Consider the following 16235-nt stretch of genomic DNA (forward strand, 5'->3'; position numbering starts at 1 on the left):
GACCGCACCCCCTGCACCGAGGCAGGGGGTGCGGTCGTCGGTCGTGGGCGGGCGATCACTCAGCCCAGTCGAGCGTGCGCTCGACGGCCTGACCCCAGCGCTTGAGCAGACGCTGACGCTCTGCGTCGTCCATCGACGGCTCCCAACGCTTGCTCTCGGCCCACTGACGGCGCAAGTCGTCGAGGTCCTTCCAGAACCCGACGGCAAGCCCCGCGGCGTACGCGGCGCCGAGCGCGGTCGTCTCGTTGATCTTCGGGCGGATGACGTCGACGTCGAGCAGGTCGCTCTGGAACTGCATGAGCGTCTCGTTGACGACCATGCCGCCGTCGACCTTGAGCTCGGTGAGGTCGACGCCGGAGTCGGCGTTCATTGCCTTGACGACCTCCTGGCTCTGGAACGCGACGGCCTCGAGGGCGGCGCGGCAGATGTGGCCGCGGTTCGCGAAGCGGGTGAGGCCGACGATGGCGCCGCGCGCGTCGCTACGCCAGTGCGGCGCGAACAGGCCGGAGAAGGCGGGGACGACGTAGACGTCGCCGTTGTCGTCGACCTCCTTCGCGTACTTCTCGACTTCCTTGGCGTCCTTGATGAGCTTGAGGTTGTCACGCAGCCACTGCACGAGCGAGCCGGTGACGGCGATCGAACCCTCGAGTGCATAGACGGGCTTCTCGTCGCCGATCTTGTAGCAGACGGTCGTGAGCAGGCCGTTCTTGCTCATCACCTTCTCCTCACCCGTGTTGAGGATGAGGAAGTTGCCCGTGCCGTACGTGTTCTTCGCGGTGCCGGGCTCGAAGCAGACCTGACCGAACGTCGCGGCCTGCTGGTCGCCGAGCGCGCCGGAGATCGGCACGTCCTTGAGGATGCCGCGGTGACGCACCTTGCCGTAGACCTCGCTGCTGCTGCGGATCTCAGGCAGCATCGACATGGGGATGCCCATGTCCTCCGCGATGTCCTCGTCCCACTCGAGGGTGTCGAGGTTCATCAGCATCGTGCGTGAGGCGTTCGTGACGTCGGTGACGTGGACGCCGCCCTTCGGCCCGCCCGTCATGTTCCAGATGACCCACGTGTCCATCGTGCCGAACAGCAGGTCGCCCTTCTCGGCCTTCTCGCGGGCGCCGTCGACGTTGTCGAGGATCCACTTGGCCTTCGGGCCGGCGAAGTACGTCGCGAGCGGCAGACCGCACACGTCCTTGTACTTCTCGCTGCCGGCGTCACCGGCGAGTTCCTTGCAGATCGCGTCGGTGCGCGTGTCCTGCCAGACGATCGCGTTGTAGACCGGCTTGCCGGTGTTCTTGTCCCACACGAGCGTCGTCTCACGCTGGTTGGTGATGCCGACGGCGGCGATATCGTCAGAGTCGAGGTCACCCTTCGCGAGGGCCTCGGCACACACCTTGCGCGTGTTCGTCCAGATCTCGAGGGCGTCGTGCTCGACCCAGCCCGCCTTCGGGAAGACCTGCTCGTGCTCCATCTGCGCGACGGCGACGACCTCGCCGTCATGGTCGAAGATCATGCAGCGCGTGCTCGTCGTGCCCTGGTCGATGGCGGCGACGTACTTCTTCTCTGCCTTGTCAGCCATGTTCACTCCTCGTGCGATCCGTGTTCGATGCTGCTGGTGTCCAGTGTGCGCTTCTGCGTCAGCCGATGTAGGCGTGGGCGGCGAGACCGGCGAGCACACCACCGATGACGGGGCCGACGACCGGCACCCAGGCGTAACCCCAGTTGGAGTCGTCCTTGCGCGGGATCGGCAGGACGAAGTGCGCGAGACGCGGAGCGAGGTCACGGGCGGGGTTGATGGCATAACCCGTCGGGCCACCCAGGCTGACGCCGATCGCGACGACGAGGAACGCGACGTTGAGCGGGCCGGCCTGGCTCGGGGTCTTCGTGAACGCGAGGATCGTGAAGACGAGGATGAACGTGCCGACGACCTCGGTGACGACGTTCCAGAACGGCGCGCGCACGGCGGGAGCCGTCGAGAAGACGTTCGTCGGGGCGTCCTCGTGATCGTCGAACTGCTTCTTGTAGGCGGCCCAGACGACGACGGCACCGATGAAGCCGCCGATGAACTGCGCCGCGAGATACACGAAGGTCGACGCGACGCTGATGTCGACGCCCTTCGCGTACTCATCGGCCCCCGAGGCGAGGATGCCCAGAGTGACGGCCGGGTTGAGGTGCGCGCCCGACTTGTACGAGGCGAAGACACCGGCGAAGACGGCGAAGCCCCACCCGATGTTGATCATCAGAGGCCCTCCCCCGAAGCCTCCGTTGCGGGGCAGCAGCACGTTGGCCACCACCCCGACACCCAGGACGATGAGAATCGCCGTCCCGAGAAGTTCGCTGACGAAGACCTGACCGAGGCTCATGGGTGCCTTTCTCGACGTTCGACGGTGGCATGTGACGACCACCACTCATGCTACCGATGAAGCCTACGTCAGGCGCACCCCGGCAGGTCGGACGGGGACATGTTCCGCGTCACACCCGTCATCGTGGCCCTGGCACGCGCAAGGGATCAAGCAGCCGGGGCGGTTCCCACGCCTCGGGACAGCCGGGGACGACGTCAGCGCTCGGGCGAGGTCTCAGCGATCTCAGGCGTGCGACGCACCTCGGCCGGCGGCGACGTGAGGCACCAGGCCAGGCCCAGGAAGGGAACGACGGCGGTGACGGCCCACAGGACCCACGTGATGGCGTGCTCCATGAGACAGCTCCTCGAGATCGTGTCTACTTCTGCGCCCATGCTCGCACGGGGCCAGCGGCACCTCAACCGATCTCGTCGACCACCCACCAGGTCGATCGGACTCGCGCAGTTCGTCGCGGCCCACGCTGCCGGGAGAGGCCCACGTGGCAGGGCGTGGCCCACGCGGCCCGGCGAGCTGCGCCGCCGTCCGGTGAGGAATGACACCCCCGCAGGCGGTATCGGGGACGAACAGGCGGGTCTAAGCTGAAGGAAGACCAGAGAATCGGCGCGGCTCGGCGATCTCCGACGCGCCTTCGACCCGGCAGTGGAGGTTTTCGATGACCATGCACCCGTACAGCGCACAGTTGGGCCCCAGCTCGCGCGCCGAGTCCTGGCGCGAACTCACCGAGCGTGAGCTCGACGTCCTCGTCATCGGTGGTGGCGTCACCGGCGCCGGCACTGCGCTCGACGCCGTCACGCGCGGTCTGCGCACGGGTCTCGTCGAGGCCCGCGACTTCGCGAGCGGCACGTCGTCGCGCAGCTCTAAGCTATTCCACGGTGGCCTGCGCTACCTCGAGCAGCTCAACTTCGCGCTCGTCGCCGAGGCGCTCAAGGAGCGCGAGCTCATGATGACGCGCATCGCGCCGCACCTCGTCCACCCCGTCGCGTTCCTGTACCCGCTGTCGCACCGCGCGTGGGAGCGCCCGTACGTCGCGACCGGTATCGCGATGTACGACCAGATGGGCGGCGCCCGCTCCGTCCCGCGTCAGAAGCACCTGACGAAGAGCGGCACGATGAAGATGTTCCCCGGCCTCAAGAACGACGCGATGGTCGGCTCGATCCGCTACTACGACTGCCAGGCCGACGACGCACGTCACACGATGACGGTCGCCCGCACCGCCGCGCAGTACGGCGCGATCGTGCGCAACTCGACCGAGGTCGTCTCGCTCATCACCGAGGCCGACCGTGTCGTCGGCGCGAAGATCCGCGACGTCGAGACCGGCGAGACGGCTGACGTGCGCGCCAAGGTCGTCATCAACTGCACGGGCGTGTGGACCGACGACATCCAGAAGATGACGGGTGGTAAGGGCCGCTTCCGCGTGCGTGCGTCGAAGGGCGTGCACATCCTCGTCCCGCGCGACCGCATCGCCGGCGAGGTCGGCCTGATCCTGCGCACCGAGAAGTCGGTGCTGTTCGTCATCCCGTGGGGCCAGCAGTGGCTCATCGGCACGACCGACACCGACTGGGCGCTCGACGTCGCGCACCCCGCCGCGACGAGCAAGGACATCGACTACATTCTCGAGCACGTCAACACGGTGCTCGCCTCGCCGCTGACGCGTGACGACATCCTCGGCGTGTTCGCCGGTCTGCGTCCGCTGCTCGCCGGCGAGAGCGAGGACACCTCCGCACTGTCGCGCGAGCACGCCGTCGCGCGTCCGCAGCCGGGCCTCATCTCGATCGCCGGCGGCAAGTACACGACGTACCGCGTCATGGCCGCCGACGCCGTCGACGCCGCGGCCCAGGACCTCGGCCCGATCAAGGAGTCGGTGACGGAGGTGACGCCGCTCGTCGGCGCCGACGGTTACGCCGCGATGCTCAACCTCAAGCACGAGATCGCCGCCGAGTCGGGCCTGCCCGAGTGGCGCATCGAGCACCTGCTCAACCGTTACGGCTCGAAGCTGTACGACGTGCTCGCCCTGTCGAAGGACGACGAGTCGCTGCTCGAGCCCGTCACGAACGCCGACGAGTACCTGCGCTGCGAGATCGCGTACGCCGTCACGGACGAAGGTGCGATGCACCTCGAGGACGTCCTCGCGCGCCGCACGCGCATGTCGATCGAGACGAAGCACCGCGGCGTCGACGCGGCCGCCGAGGTCGCCGACATCATCGCGCCGATCCTGGGCTGGACGCAGGAGCAGCGCGACGCCGAGGTCGAGTCATACACCGAGCGGGTCGCTGCCGAGGTGAAGTCGCAGGAGCTCGACACCGACGAGGCATCCGACGCCGCCCGCCTGTCCGCTCCGGACCCGCGCCCGCAGCTGCGCAAGGTCGTCGCCACCCGCTGACGGCCCGTCCGCACGAGCGCCGACCACACGTCCCACTTGTCGCAGATGCGCGGCAAGTGGGACGTCGCGTGTCGGGGTTCTCCCCACTCGGTGCAGTTCTACGCCGAGTGGGACGACGCGGCGTCACGTCTTCCCCACACGGGTGCGCATCTGCACAATGTGGAAGCGTCACGCGCGCCTCGCCCGCTCACTCGTGTGGTGATGCTCTCCGTCGTACTCGAAGGCGAGGTGCCATTGCGGATATGCGAGGTCGAAGCGCCGGTTCACTCCCTCGATGCGTACCGAGTGCTGCAGCACCGGCGTCGGCAAGCCCGCCAGCACGAACAACGGACGCAGGCGCGCCTCCATCGGCGATTCAGCGCGCCCGTCGGCGAGACGGGCAACCTGGCGCAGGCGTGGGTTCGTCGACCACTCGCTCAGCATGTCCTTCGCCATCAGCTCATGACGCGCGAGCACCGCGTCGGCGAGTACCACGGCGTCGACGAGCGGCACCCGATCGACGACCTCGCCGAGGAGATCGGCCGGCGGAGCCATCGCGATCGGCCCGGCGGCCGTCTCGGCGACGAACGAGCGCGCAGCGCCGCGAGCAACACCACCGCATCCGAATGCGACGTCGACCTCCCCGTCCCGCTCCCACTCGGTGCGCATCGGCGCCATGTGGGACGACACCGCTCGCCGCTCACACAGAAACGTCACAGAAACGGCACTGAAAGGACACAGTCAGGTGGCGCAGACTCGGAGTCATGAGCACCGCTGCCCCTGCCCTGAAGCGTCCTGACGGCTCGAACGTCCGCGTCCTCGTCGTCGACGACGAGTCGAACCTCACCGAACTGCTTTCCATGGCCCTGCGCTACGAGGGGTGGGACATCAAGACGGCGGCCACGGGCAACTCGGCCGTCAAGACGGCCAAGGAGTTCAAGCCGGACGCCGTCGTGCTCGACATGATGCTGCCCGACTTCGACGGCCTCGAGGTGCTGCGGCGCATGCGCGACGAGGACCCGGCGCTGCCGGTCTTGTTCCTGACGGCACGCGACGCCGTCGAGGATCGTGTCGCCGGTCTGACGGCGGGCGGCGACGACTACGTCACGAAGCCCTTCAGCCTCGAAGAGGTGGTCGCGCGCGTGCGGGCGCTGCTGCGTCGCTCGGTGCAGCTCGCCGAGGAGGAGACGTCGCTGCTCACCGTCGGCGACCTGACGCTCGACGAGGACAGCCACGAGGTGATGCGCGCCGGCACCGAGATCAACCTGACGGCAACGGAGTTCGAGCTCCTGCGCTTCCTCATGCGCAACCCGAAGCGCGTGCTGAGCAAGGCGCAGATCCTCGATCGCGTGTGGCACTACGACTTCGGTGGGCAGGCGAACGTCGTCGAGTTGTACATCAGCTACCTGCGCAAGAAGATCGACGCGGGCCGCGAACCGATGATCCACACGATGCGCGGCGCCGGTTACGTGCTCAAACCGGCCGGCTGATCGCGGCGGCGGGCATCCGTCGTCAGCGATCGTTGCCCGAGAACGCGTCGAGCACGACGCGATCACGGGCGAAGATGAAGGCCTGGAGCCCGTCCCCGTCCCCACGCGGAGACGACCACCCGCCCTTGAGCAGCTGGGAGACAGCGACCCGTCATGATCCTCAACCCGGCCCGGTGGACGCTGCGTTCGAAGCTGCTCGCGTCCATCGTCACCCTGTTCATCGTCGTGCTGACGCTCATCGGCGCCGCGACGGTGCTGTCGATGCGCACTTCGCTGATGAAGCAGGTCGATCAGCAACTCATCGACGTCGAGCGCGCCGTCGGCGGCGGGCCGGCGGGAACCACGGAGCAGGGCGGGCCAGCGGACAAGGACTCGCACCCTCGCGCACCAGGCCTCGGGGGCAGTGTGCTGCGGCTGACGCTCGACGCGTCGTCGACGCCTGATTCGCTCGTGGTCGACCAGAACTACGTCTCGTCCGCGACGGGCACACAGTTGACGTTGTCGCAAGCGCAGATTCGCAGTCTCGCGACGGCAGACCTGGGCACGACGCCGAAGACGATGGATTTCGACGGCTCCCTCGGCCGCTACCGCGTCGTGCGTGTCCCGAAGCCCGACGGGGACATCGCGTTCATCGGGCTACCGCTCGCGCCGATCGACGACAACATCCGCGCGCTCGCCGGCAACATCGCACTCATGGGGCTGCTCGGTCTCGTCACGATCGGGGGCGCCTCGTTCCTGCTCGTGCGTCGTAACCTGCGGCCGCTGCAGCAGGTGGCAGCGACGGCGGAACGTGTCTCTGAACTGCCGCTCGGGCGTGGTGACGTGCGCACCGACGAGCGCGTGCCGGTGGCGCTGACCGACGATCACACCGAGGTCGGCACCGTCGGGTTGGCGCTCAACAACCTGCTCGACCATGTCGACTCGGCGCTCGACGCGCGTCACGAGAGCGAGATGCAGGTGCGCCAGTTCGTCGCCGATGCCAGCCATGAGCTACGCACGCCACTCGCATCGATCCGCGGCTACGCGGAGTTGTCGCGGCGCGAGAAGGAGCCGGTTCCCGTCGGTGTCACGCATGCGCTGGGCCGCATCGAGTCGGAAGCGGGACGCATGACGACACTCGTCGAAGACCTGCTGTTGCTCGCCCGACTCGACGCAGGGCGCGAGCTCGAACGCGAACCGGTCGACCTGACGCGCGCCGTCGTCGAGACCGTCAGCGATCTGCACGCGGCTGGGCCCGAGCACGTGTGGCATCTCGACCTGCCGGAGGATCTGGAGGACTTCCCGGAGGTCATCGGCGATGAGGCGCGCCTGCGTCAGGTCGTCATCAACCTCTTGGCCAACGCGCGGCGTCACACCCCGGCGGGCACGACGGTGACGGCCGGCCTCGCGCGGCGCGATGACGACGTGCTGCTCACCGTCACCGATGACGGCCCCGGCATCCCGCCCGAGTTCATGCCGCACCTGTTCGAGCGGTTCACGCGCGGGGACGCAGCGCGAACGCGTACGGAGGGCTCGACGGGGTTGGGGTTGTCGATCGTCGATGCGGTCGTCGCGGCGCATCACGGTACCGTGCGGGTGGAGAGCCGGCCGGGACGCACGTGCTTCACGGTGTCCCTGCCCCTCGAAGATCCGCGGCCATCGTCTCAGGAGGACCGATCGTGAACCCGACGCCCGGCGCGGACACCGCGCACCGTTCGACGACCGCGCCCGTCTCTACTGCTTCGACCTCATCGGGTTCGAGCGACGAGTCGATGACGGCGAACGCTCCAGGCAGCAGCCGCCTCGACGCGCTGCGCTCCCCCGGAGCGGCGCAGGCGATGCGCTTCGCGATGGTCGGCATCGCCTCGACGGTGCTCTACACGGTGTTGTTCGCCGTTCTCGACACGCGAATGAACCACCAGATCGCGAACATCTTGGCGCTGCTCATCTGCACGGTGCTCAACACGTGGGTCAATCAGCGGTTCACGTTCGACGCGGCCGGCCACGAACGCGGCCGTGACGCTCACCTGCAGAGCCTCGCCATCCTCGTCGTCACGCTCGCCGTGACGAGCGGAGCCCTCGCCCTCGAACATCACCAGTGGCCGCACGCCTCGACGCTGTGGGATACCGTGACGGTGACCGTCGGCAACGCCATCGCCACCGTCATCCGCTTCGTGGTGTTCCGCCGTATCTTCGCCGCCCGGGACTGAACGGGCGCGGCGCACGGTGCGCCCGAGCCATCGAGGCCCGTCTAGTCCGTCCCCCGATCTACAGGTCCTCGCTTCACCGGGTGCTACCGGTCATTGCGTCGATGCTCCAACTTCGTGATGCATTCAGCACCGCACTCGGCCGTCCGGCCAACCTCCGCGTCCAACAACAGGTTCCACCGCCCGTGGGGATCCGTCTTCGCAGTTCCGCTTCAGGCGAAGACGACGTCCGTCGTCACGTCCAAGCGGCGCATCTCGCGCGCCTCGGCGAGATAGTTCTGCCGCATCGTCCACGGCGCGGCGTCGCTGCGGCGCGGCATGATGTCGGCCGCGCGGCGCAGATAGCCCGAATCCATCTCGAGCAGCGGGCGCCGGCCGAGCTCTGACGGCGGGACGGGCGTCGCGCTGCGGTAGCGGCCGTCACGCAGATGCTGGATCATCCGCGCGACGAACCGGTGCGACAGGTCACCGCGCAAGCTCCACGACGCGTTGATGTAGCCGACGCAGAGCGCCGCGTTCGGCACGCCCTCGAGCATGCAGCCGCGGTAGACGAGACGCTGCGAGACGTCGACCGGCTCGCCGTCGATGCGCAGGCTCGCGCCGCCGAGCAACTCGACGGCCAGACCCGTCGCCGTCACGATGACGTCGGTCTCGAGCAGCTCACCCGAACTCGTACGCACCCCGCCCGGCTCGACGCTCGCGATCGTGTCGGTGACGACCCTGGCACGCCCGTGCTTGACCGCCTTGAACAGGTCGCCGTCAGGCACGATGCACAACCGCTGATCCCACGGCGCATACGGCGCGGTGAAGCTGTCGACGTGCTCCTCACCCGCGCCCTGACGAACGTTCGCACGCAGCACCGCACGCGCCGCCCGCGGCAGGCGCCGCGCCGTCTGGTACGAAGCCCACTGCGCCGCAACGTTCTTCGCCCGCATGACGGCGTGCTTGCGCTGCGGGCTGAGCCGCTCGTCCGGGATCTTCGCCAACGCCGCCGCTAGCGGATCACGCGACGGCTGCGCGAGCACATACGTCGGCGTTCGCTGCAGCATCGTCACCTCCGCGCCGAGATCGGCGAGCGCCGGCACGAGCGTCATCGCCGTCGCACCCGAGCCGATGACGACGACGCGCCGGCCCGCCACGTCGAGATCCTGCGGCCAGAACTGCGGATGCACGACCTGGCCCGCGAACTCCGCGAGAGCGGGGATGTCCGCCGCATACGGCTCGGCGTAGCTGTAGTAACCGCTGCACGCGTAGATGAAGCCGGCCGTCATCTCGACCTCGCCGTCAGGTGTGTCGACGCGCAGCCGCCACACCGCGTCAGCACTGCTCCAATCCGCGCTGACGACCTTGTGCCGCAGACGAATCCGCTCACTCACACCGAACGCGTCGGCCGTCGAACGGATGTAGTCGAGGATGTCCTCACCCGCCGCGATCGCCTTCTCCTGACGCCACGGCGCGAACGGATACGACAACGTGTACATGTCCGAATCCGAACGCACCCCCGGATACCGGAACTGATCCCACGTGCCACCGAGCGCATCCCGCGCCTCGCGAACGACGTAATCGACGCCCGGATTCGCCTCCTGGATGCGACACGCCGCCCCGACGCCCGACAACCCAGCACCGACCATGACGACATCGACGTGCTCCACCTGCTGCTGCACACCCACCGACACGACGAACTCCCCACTCCACGAACACACCACCTGCGAGGCTAACGACCCCGACGTGGGCGCGTGGCCCGTCGAGACAGGTGCGATACCGAGGGGTGGGGTGCCGTGGCGCCCGGGCGGGCGGCCGAGCTGCCAGAGCTGGCGGAGGGCCTCCGTCGGCGCGACGTGCGCTCGCTTCGCTCTTGTGGCGGCCCGGGCGAGTTGTTGAGCTGTCGGAACGGGCGGAGGGACTCCGTCGGCGCGACGCGCGCTCGCTTCGCTCGCGGGCGTCGTGCCTCCTCCTCAAAACCCCCGTACCCATTCAGCGAGAGTGACGAGGGCCCCGCCGGGGCGACTTCGCGCGCTGGCGGAGGCGGAGGGATTTGAACCCTCGATGGGGCTATAAACCCCAAACCCGCTTAGCAGGCGGGCGCCATAGACCGGACTAGGCGACGCCTCCTCCGCGCAGCTTTCGCTGCAGCCCTGAAAGGTTATCCGACCCGCCCCGCCACACCAAACCGCCTCCCCCCGACACGTCAACACAGGAGACTCACACCTGGGCTTCGGCCGGCGTCGAGCTTCGTCACCAGATTGAGACATTTCCTCCTTCATCCCTCATGATGGAGTGTCAGGGGCAGCTTTCGGTGCCCTCACACGCAACAGAGAGGGCCACGATGGCGAGGCAGGCGGAGCACGAACCATCCGGTGCGCACGCACCGTCCGACGTGACCCGCTCGAGCGAGCGTCAACGCCGCCGTGCGACGCTACGCCGCTCTCTGTCGTTGACATTTCTGAGCACCCTCGTCCCCGGCCTCGGGTTGATGTGGACGAAACGTCGCACCGTCGGCGTCATCCTCCTGCTCATCGCCGTCATCGCCGGCATCGCTCTCAGCATCTTCCTCCTGAGCGGTAACGTCCTCACCGGCGCCGCCAACGTCCTCACCTCGACCGGCCTCAAGCTCGCCCTCGTCGCGCTGGCCGCTGCCCTCGTGCTGTGGTTGACGTCGATCGTTCTCACCGCGCGCACGACGCACACCGACGGCTGGTCGCACCGCGGCGACATCCTGTTCAAGGCCTTCACCGCCCTCATGTGCCTCGCCGTGACGATGCCGCTCGCGCGCGCCGTCAGCACCGTCACCGTCACGCAGGACGCGTTCGGCACCATGTTCATCAAGAACGGCAAGGGCGCCGCCTCCACCAAGGAGAACGCGTTCAAGAAGAAGGCCCGCGTCAACCTCATGCTCGTCGGTTCCGACGCGGGTAGCGACCGCACGGGCATCCGCACGGACTCGCTCATGGTCGCCTCGATCGACACCCACACGGGTGACACGACCCTCATCAGCATCCCGCGCAACTGGAACTACGTCCCGTTCCCCGAGTCGAACCCGCTGCACAAGCTCTACCCGAACGGCTTCCACTGCCCCGAACGTGGTGCGGGCGACCCCTGTTGGATGGATGCGGTGTGGAGCGAAGCCGACACGCAGCACCCGGAGTTGTTCCCCGGTGAGCAGTACGCCGGCCTCAACGCGACGCGCGACGTCGTGCAGGAGATCATCGGCATGCCGATCGACTACTCCACCGTCATCAACCTCAAGGGCTTCCAGGACCTCGTCGACGCCATGGGCGGCGTCGACATGACGATCCCTCCCGGGGGCATCGCCATCGGTGGCAAGATCGAGGGCGGCGCGATCGTGCCCGGCTCGATCACCGGCCGCATCCCCGAAGGACGCCAACACCTGAACGGTCAGCAAGCCCTATGGTACTCACGCAGCCGCGTCGAGACCGGCGACGGCGACCGCATGCGCCGTCAGCGCTGCATGGTCAACGCACTCATCGACCAGACCAACCCCATCTCACTGGTCAACCAGTTCCCCTCGATCATGAAGGTCGCCAAGGAGAACATCCTGCTCGACCTGCCGCAGAGCGAACTGCCCGACCTCGCCGACCTCGCGAACACGATGAAGAAGGGCCAGACGAAGAGCGTCAACCTCGCCTACCCCGTCATCAGCGACAGCCACCCCGACTACGACAAGGTGCGCGCCCTCATCAAGAAGGGCATGGATCGCTCGACGCCGGCCCCGAAGCCGAAGTCCAGCTCGAGCGCTTCGTCGTCGACCGCCCCGAACTCGTCGTCGAGCAGCGCGAGCACCAGCTCGTCGAGCAGCGACCAGGCCATCGACGACACCACGGCCACCTGTTGATCGTGCGCACGACTGAACGCAGACTCGGCTGCGCCGCCCACCCCACGAGGGACGGGCGGCGCACTCGTCTGCGTGACGGGCCCCGCCCGAGCATGACGGAGTCGGCGCACGACGAAGCCCCCAGCCGAACGGCTGGGGGCTTCGTACGAAAACGCTACGAGATCAGATGATCAGGCAGCCGTGACGTTCGAGGCCTGCGGGCCCTTGTCGCCCTGCGTGATCTCGAACTCGACGCGCTGACCCTCGTCGAGCGAGCGGTAGCCGTTGGTCTGGATGGCGGAGAAGTGAACGAAGACGTCGGCGCCGCCGCCGTCCTGCTCGATGAAGCCGAAGCCCTTCTCAGCGTTGAACCACTTCACAGTGCCCTGTGCCATGGGAAATCCCTCAATCTGTTTCTCTGCGTTGAGCCTGCACTTTTTGCAGGCTCAGGCTGATGTGCATGCCGTGAACGCCTGAGGTGATGTACAACAGGGGTAAAACCGGGTTCTGCAAAGCAACCACCCTCACGCTAACACGAGCGGCCCCGCGGGCTTCATTCCACGCGTCCCGCGAAGGTGAACAGTTGGTGACCCGCAGCAGCTGGAGCAGTGGGCGGAGAGCGTCACTTCCAGCCCGAGCAGGACCTCGAGCGCGCATCGGAGCATCGAGCCGGGTAGGTGTGCGCCGCCGGTGTCACTCGTTGCGCATCGACAGCGGTGTGGCGCCGCCGTCCATCGCTGCCGCGAGTTCGGCCTCGGCGGCCGCGCCCTGGGCGGCACGCACCGAGCTCAGCTTGACGACCGAGTACAGCAGCAGCGCGAGCCCGGCCACCTCACCGGCGACGGCGAGGGGCGTGTCGCGCAGTTGGTCGCCGTAGACGCTGACACCGATGAGGACGCTGAACAGCGGATCGAGCGAGGCGACGACGGGCAGCACGACGTTGAGAGGCGCCGCCGCGAACGCCACCTGGTTGAGCGCCAGACCACAGGCAGCGAGCGCGATGAGCACCCACAGCTGCCACGACGTCAGCACCGCGTCGAGACCGAAGAGGTGTGAGATCTGCGTCGTCGACTTCATCAACCCGGCCGTCGTCGCGTAGACGATGGCGACGGACGCTGCGAGCGCCCGGGCACGCATCCGCGGGCGCATCGAGCGCGTGCCGAACACCGCGCCGAGGACGAACAGGCCGCCCACGACGGCGAGGATGATGGCGGGCACGCGACGACCGATGGCCGTCTCTCCGTGTGCGGAGATCGCGTCGGAGACGAGCAGGAACATCACGAGGCCGGCGACGAGCGTCAGCGAATGGAGGATCTCCGAACGTGTCGGGCGTGTGCGCAGCATGACGTGGTTGAGCCCGAGGCTGATGACGAGCGACATGCACAGCACCGGCTGCACGACCGAGAGGCTGCCGTACTTGAGGGCGAGGATCTGGAAGACGACGCACAGCCCGTCGAACACCATGGCGATGGCGAACGTCGGGTTCGCGACCCAGGCCACTGCCGCGGCGCGCAACCCGCGCCGGGGGTGCTTCTCACCGTCTGCTCGCTCGTCGGCCGCCGGCTGCTCCACGGCATGCTGTGCGGCGCGGTGCTTGAACACCGTCGACAGCGCCGCACACGCACTGGAGGCGACAGCCAGCAGCAGGACGAGCAGCATGCGACCTCCGAGCGACGACGTTGTCGGACGCCACGGCATCGGCCTCCCGGCCTCAGGGTACTGGCCGAGGGCGGTCAGGGACGTTCAGGCACGGCGGTGCACGACTGGGAGTTCTGCGAAGGTGTCCAGACCCATCTCGCGCCGCAGAACCTCCGCCGCAACGGCCCGAGCCGGCTCGAGGTCTGCGTCGACGAAGGCCAGGCGCGTGCGGCGCTCGACGAGATCGTCGAGCGTCATGGCACCCTCGTGCCGCACCGCGTGGACGAACTCGGCGACCAGCGTCGACGATCCGGGCACGACGCGCTCGGCGTAGAACGACGATTCGTCGGCGATCGCGGCCACCGACGGGGCCAACGTGCCGTAGCGGCGCACGAGCCGCTCGGGCGCCGCGACGCGAGCGAGGACGTCAGTCGGGGCTGCGCCGAGAAGCGGAAGCTCACGCGTTCGGCACGATGCGATCACGCCTCCGACGCGCCGGGCGACGGCGTCGACGGCGTCCTGCGCCATGCGACGATACGTCGTGAACTTTCCTCCCGTGATGGTGATCGGGGCGCCCGGCTCGTCGAGGAGCAGGTGCTTGCGCGAGGCGTCGGCGGTCGCGCCTTGCCCGCTCGAGGCGTCGGCGCGCGTCACGAGCGGTCGCAGACCAGCGAAGCGCCCGACGACGTCGTCGCGCGTCAGCGGACGGGCCAGGACGGCGTTCATCGTGGCGAGCAGGAACTGCTCGTCTTCGTCCGGGACGGAAGGCGCGAGCGGGTCGGCGTCCGGGTCGGCCTCGTCCGTCAGCCCGATGAGGACGAGCCCGTCGGCGATCGGAATCGCGAACACGTAGCGGCCAAAGTGCCCGGGCACCGGTGCGACGAGCTGCGCCGAAGGGTCACCCACCGCGCTCGCCCGGACGACGAGGTGCGAGCCACGCGAGGGCGTGACGGTGAGACGCTCGTCGTGCTCGCCGCTCCACACCCCCGTCGCGAGCACGATGTGGCCGTGGGCGACGAACGACTCCCCCGTCAGCTGGTCGGTGAGCTCGACGGACTCAGAGTCGAGCGGACGCGCCGCACACCGCGTCACGACGTCGGCGCCGTGCGCCGCGGCGGTGCGCGCGAGGGTCGTCACGAAGCGCGCGTCGTCCTCGAGCTGGCCGTCGGTGTAGCGCAGCGCCGCGCGGCCGCGCACTGCCCCAGGCACGAGCGACTCGACGTCACGCACCCGAATGCGGCGCGGCGCGGCGAGGACGTTCGACGGCGTGCGGCTGACGCGGCGCAGCCCGTCCGAGAGGGTGATGCCGAGGTTCGAGACGGCCGTCTCACCGATGCCGGTGTCGAGCACCACCGTGTGCAGCGGCCGCACGAGATGCGGCGCGATGCTCGTCATCAGGTGATGACGCTCGCGCGCCGACTCGTAGGCGACGGCGAGGTCACCCTTTGCGAGATAGCGCAGGCCGCCATGGATGAGCTTGCTGCTCCACCGACTCGTCCCTGCCGCCAGATCGACGCGCTCGACGAGTGCCGTGCGCAGCCCGCGCGACGCCGCGTCGAGCCCCACGCCGGCACCCGTCACCCCGGCGCCGACGACGATGACGTCGTAGCGCTCGTGGGCGAGGCGGTGCAGTGCCGCAGCGCGTTGGGTGGGGTTGAGGCTGCCCACGCTGGGGTCACTGGCGGGGTGGCAGGGGGCGGTCGACATCAGGAGCGGCCTTCCGTGGGGGTGGTCCGGTGGTCAGAGGCTGCCGGGCTGGGCGCGAGGTACCCGTCGAGCAGATGGGCCGCCTCGACGAGCCACACCTGACGAGGGGCGATCTGCTCGAGCGGTCGACGACTGACGAGGTAGGGCATGAGCGCCTGCATCGCGCCCATCGCGAGGACGTCGGCCGGCGCATCGCGCACCGAGCCATCGAGCTGCGCGAGGGCGATCGCGGCGCTCAACGCGTCGAGAATGCTGCGCTGGCTGCGCCCGACACGTTCGACGAGATAGGGCAGGAGCAGTTCGGGGTCGTGCTCGATCAGCGCCTGCGTGAACTCCGTCGAGAGCGCCTCGAGCGTGGTGATCGCGGCGCGGACGATGACGTCGCGGGTGACGGCGCCCGCCTCGTCGTTTGCGGGTTCGCCCGCGGGTTCGTTCGCGGGAACCTGGGGCAGCGCGTCGCTTGCGGCGGCGGCGAAGTCGGCGACGAGGGCCTCGCGCACGAGGTCGTCGAGCGTCGCGCCACGTCGGTAGAGGGTGGCCCGACTCATGCCTGCGCGGCGGGCCACCGACGTCATCGTCGCGCGGCGAAAACCGTAGGCGATGACCTCCGCCCGCACTGCGGCCAGGATTGCATCGTCCTGCGTCATGCGTCCTCCTCGCTGTGCGGTC

At 68.5% G+C, this 16235-nt stretch carries 14 protein-coding genes and 1 tRNA gene; 5 read left to right on the forward strand and 10 right to left on the reverse strand.

Annotated elements, in window-relative coordinates; genetic code table 11:
* Window positions 1-55: 55 nt before the first annotated feature.
* The 3 genes from glpK to AC1RS9_RS08435 form a co-directional block, all read right to left on the reverse strand.
* Window positions 56-1573 carry a glycerol kinase GlpK gene (gene glpK / locus AC1RS9_RS08425; protein WP_131940472.1) on the reverse strand — a complete coding sequence of 506 codons (1518 nt, stop codon included), beginning with the start codon at window positions 1571-1573 and terminating at the stop codon, window positions 56-58.
* A gap of 58 nt (window positions 1574-1631) precedes the next feature.
* On the reverse strand, window positions 1632-2357 hold the full coding sequence (locus AC1RS9_RS08430) for an MIP/aquaporin family protein (protein WP_006946749.1): 726 nt from the start codon (window positions 2355-2357) through the stop codon (window positions 1632-1634).
* Window positions 2358-2551: 194 nt separating this feature from the next.
* Entirely contained in the window at window positions 2552-2689 is a 138-nt protein-coding gene (locus tag AC1RS9_RS08435; RefSeq protein ID WP_006946717.1) for a hypothetical protein, read from the reverse strand.
* A 317-nt stretch (window positions 2690-3006) separates the two neighbouring features.
* On the opposite strand from AC1RS9_RS08435, the gene AC1RS9_RS08440 reads away from it, so the two are divergent.
* On the forward strand, window positions 3007-4734 hold the full coding sequence (locus AC1RS9_RS08440; protein WP_006946713.1) for a glycerol-3-phosphate dehydrogenase/oxidase: 1728 nt from the start codon (window positions 3007-3009) through the stop codon (window positions 4732-4734).
* 168 nt (window positions 4735-4902) lie between these two features.
* Here AC1RS9_RS08440 and AC1RS9_RS08445 read toward each other — a convergent pair whose 3' ends face one another.
* On the reverse strand, window positions 4903-5403 hold the full coding sequence (locus AC1RS9_RS08445; RefSeq protein ID WP_131940470.1) for a putative endonuclease domain-containing protein: 501 nt from the start codon (window positions 5401-5403) through the stop codon (window positions 4903-4905).
* Window positions 5404-5477: 74 nt separating this feature from the next.
* On the opposite strand from AC1RS9_RS08445, the gene AC1RS9_RS08450 reads away from it, so the two are divergent.
* The 3 genes from AC1RS9_RS08450 (at window position 5478) to AC1RS9_RS08460 (ending at window position 8392) form a co-directional block, all read left to right on the forward strand.
* The gene (locus tag AC1RS9_RS08450; RefSeq protein WP_062257047.1) at window positions 5478-6203 is read left to right on the forward strand and encodes a response regulator transcription factor; all 726 of its coding nucleotides are present in this window, start codon (window positions 5478-5480) and stop codon (window positions 6201-6203) included.
* A gap of 153 nt (window positions 6204-6356) precedes the next feature.
* Window positions 6357-7865, forward strand: coding sequence for a sensor histidine kinase (locus AC1RS9_RS08455; RefSeq protein WP_131940467.1), 1509 nt, complete (start codon window positions 6357-6359; stop codon window positions 7863-7865).
* Window positions 7862-8392 (forward strand): GtrA family protein, encoded by a 531-nt coding sequence (locus tag AC1RS9_RS08460; protein ID WP_062257044.1) that lies wholly within the window; start codon window positions 7862-7864, stop codon window positions 8390-8392. Before AC1RS9_RS08455 ends, AC1RS9_RS08460 begins: the two co-directional genes overlap by 4 nt.
* A 209-nt stretch (window positions 8393-8601) precedes the next feature.
* Here the strand turns inward: AC1RS9_RS08460 and AC1RS9_RS08465 are convergent, their stop codons facing one another.
* Both AC1RS9_RS08465 and AC1RS9_RS08470 read right to left on the reverse strand, forming a co-directional pair.
* Entirely contained in the window at window positions 8602-10092 is a 1491-nt protein-coding gene (locus tag AC1RS9_RS08465) for a flavin-containing monooxygenase (protein ID WP_492921135.1), read from the reverse strand.
* 314 nt (window positions 10093-10406) lie between these two features.
* Window positions 10407-10501, reverse strand: a tRNA-Ser gene (locus AC1RS9_RS08470).
* Between the two features lie 214 nt (window positions 10502-10715).
* Here AC1RS9_RS08470 and AC1RS9_RS08475 point away from each other — a divergent pair.
* Window positions 10716-12242 carry an LCP family protein gene (locus tag AC1RS9_RS08475; protein ID WP_170957228.1) on the forward strand — a complete coding sequence of 509 codons (1527 nt, stop codon included), beginning with the start codon at window positions 10716-10718 and terminating at the stop codon, window positions 12240-12242.
* A gap of 170 nt (window positions 12243-12412) precedes the next feature.
* On the opposite strand, the gene AC1RS9_RS08480 is transcribed toward AC1RS9_RS08475, so the two are convergent.
* The 4 genes from AC1RS9_RS08480 to AC1RS9_RS08495 all read right to left on the reverse strand — a co-directional run bounded on the left by AC1RS9_RS08480 (window position 12413) and on the right by AC1RS9_RS08495 (window position 16213).
* The gene (locus AC1RS9_RS08480) at window positions 12413-12616 is read right to left on the reverse strand and encodes a cold-shock protein (protein ID WP_006946709.1); all 204 of its coding nucleotides are present in this window, start codon (window positions 12614-12616) and stop codon (window positions 12413-12415) included.
* A 298-nt stretch (window positions 12617-12914) separates the two neighbouring features.
* Window positions 12915-13880, reverse strand: a complete 966-nt coding sequence (locus AC1RS9_RS08485) for a DMT family transporter (protein ID WP_062257042.1) — start codon at window positions 13878-13880, stop codon at window positions 12915-12917.
* A gap of 84 nt (window positions 13881-13964) precedes the next feature.
* Window positions 13965-15566, reverse strand: a complete 1602-nt coding sequence (locus AC1RS9_RS08490) for a glycerol-3-phosphate dehydrogenase/oxidase (protein WP_492921138.1) — start codon at window positions 15564-15566, stop codon at window positions 13965-13967.
* A complete protein-coding gene (locus AC1RS9_RS08495) occupies window positions 15566-16213 on the reverse strand; it encodes a TetR/AcrR family transcriptional regulator (RefSeq protein ID WP_062256463.1) in 648 nt (215 codons plus the stop codon). Before AC1RS9_RS08495 ends, AC1RS9_RS08490 begins: the two co-directional genes overlap by 1 nt.
* Window positions 16214-16235 lie beyond the last annotated feature (22 nt).

The organism is Dermacoccus sp. MPR-E5 (assembly GCF_058809565.1).

What these genes read in the sequence shown, in the direction of transcription:
- glpK (WP_131940472.1), bottom strand. Translation starts at nt 1,573, where the DNA reads ATGGCTGACAAGGCAGAGAAGAAGTACGTCGCCGCCATCGACCAGGGC.
- AC1RS9_RS08430 (WP_006946749.1), bottom strand. Translation starts at nt 2,357, where the DNA reads ATGAGCCTCGGTCAGGTCTTCGTCAGCGAACTTCTCGGGACGGCGATT.
- AC1RS9_RS08435 (WP_006946717.1), bottom strand. Translation starts at nt 2,689, where the DNA reads ATGGAGCACGCCATCACGTGGGTCCTGTGGGCCGTCACCGCCGTCGTT.
- AC1RS9_RS08440 (WP_006946713.1), top strand. Translation starts at nt 3,007, where the DNA reads ATGACCATGCACCCGTACAGCGCACAGTTGGGCCCCAGCTCGCGCGCC.
- AC1RS9_RS08450 (WP_062257047.1), top strand. Translation starts at nt 5,478, where the DNA reads ATGAGCACCGCTGCCCCTGCCCTGAAGCGTCCTGACGGCTCGAACGTC.
- AC1RS9_RS08455 (WP_131940467.1), top strand. Translation starts at nt 6,357, where the DNA reads ATGATCCTCAACCCGGCCCGGTGGACGCTGCGTTCGAAGCTGCTCGCG.
- AC1RS9_RS08475 (WP_170957228.1), top strand. Translation starts at nt 10,716, where the DNA reads ATGGCGAGGCAGGCGGAGCACGAACCATCCGGTGCGCACGCACCGTCC.
- AC1RS9_RS08480 (WP_006946709.1), bottom strand. Translation starts at nt 12,616, where the DNA reads ATGGCACAGGGCACTGTGAAGTGGTTCAACGCTGAGAAGGGCTTCGGC.
- AC1RS9_RS08485 (WP_062257042.1), bottom strand. Translation starts at nt 13,880, where the DNA reads ATGCTGCTCGTCCTGCTGCTGGCTGTCGCCTCCAGTGCGTGTGCGGCG.
- AC1RS9_RS08490 (WP_492921138.1), bottom strand. Translation starts at nt 15,566, where the DNA reads ATGTCGACCGCCCCCTGCCACCCCGCCAGTGACCCCAGCGTGGGCAGC.
- AC1RS9_RS08495 (WP_062256463.1), bottom strand. Translation starts at nt 16,213, where the DNA reads ATGACGCAGGACGATGCAATCCTGGCCGCAGTGCGGGCGGAGGTCATC.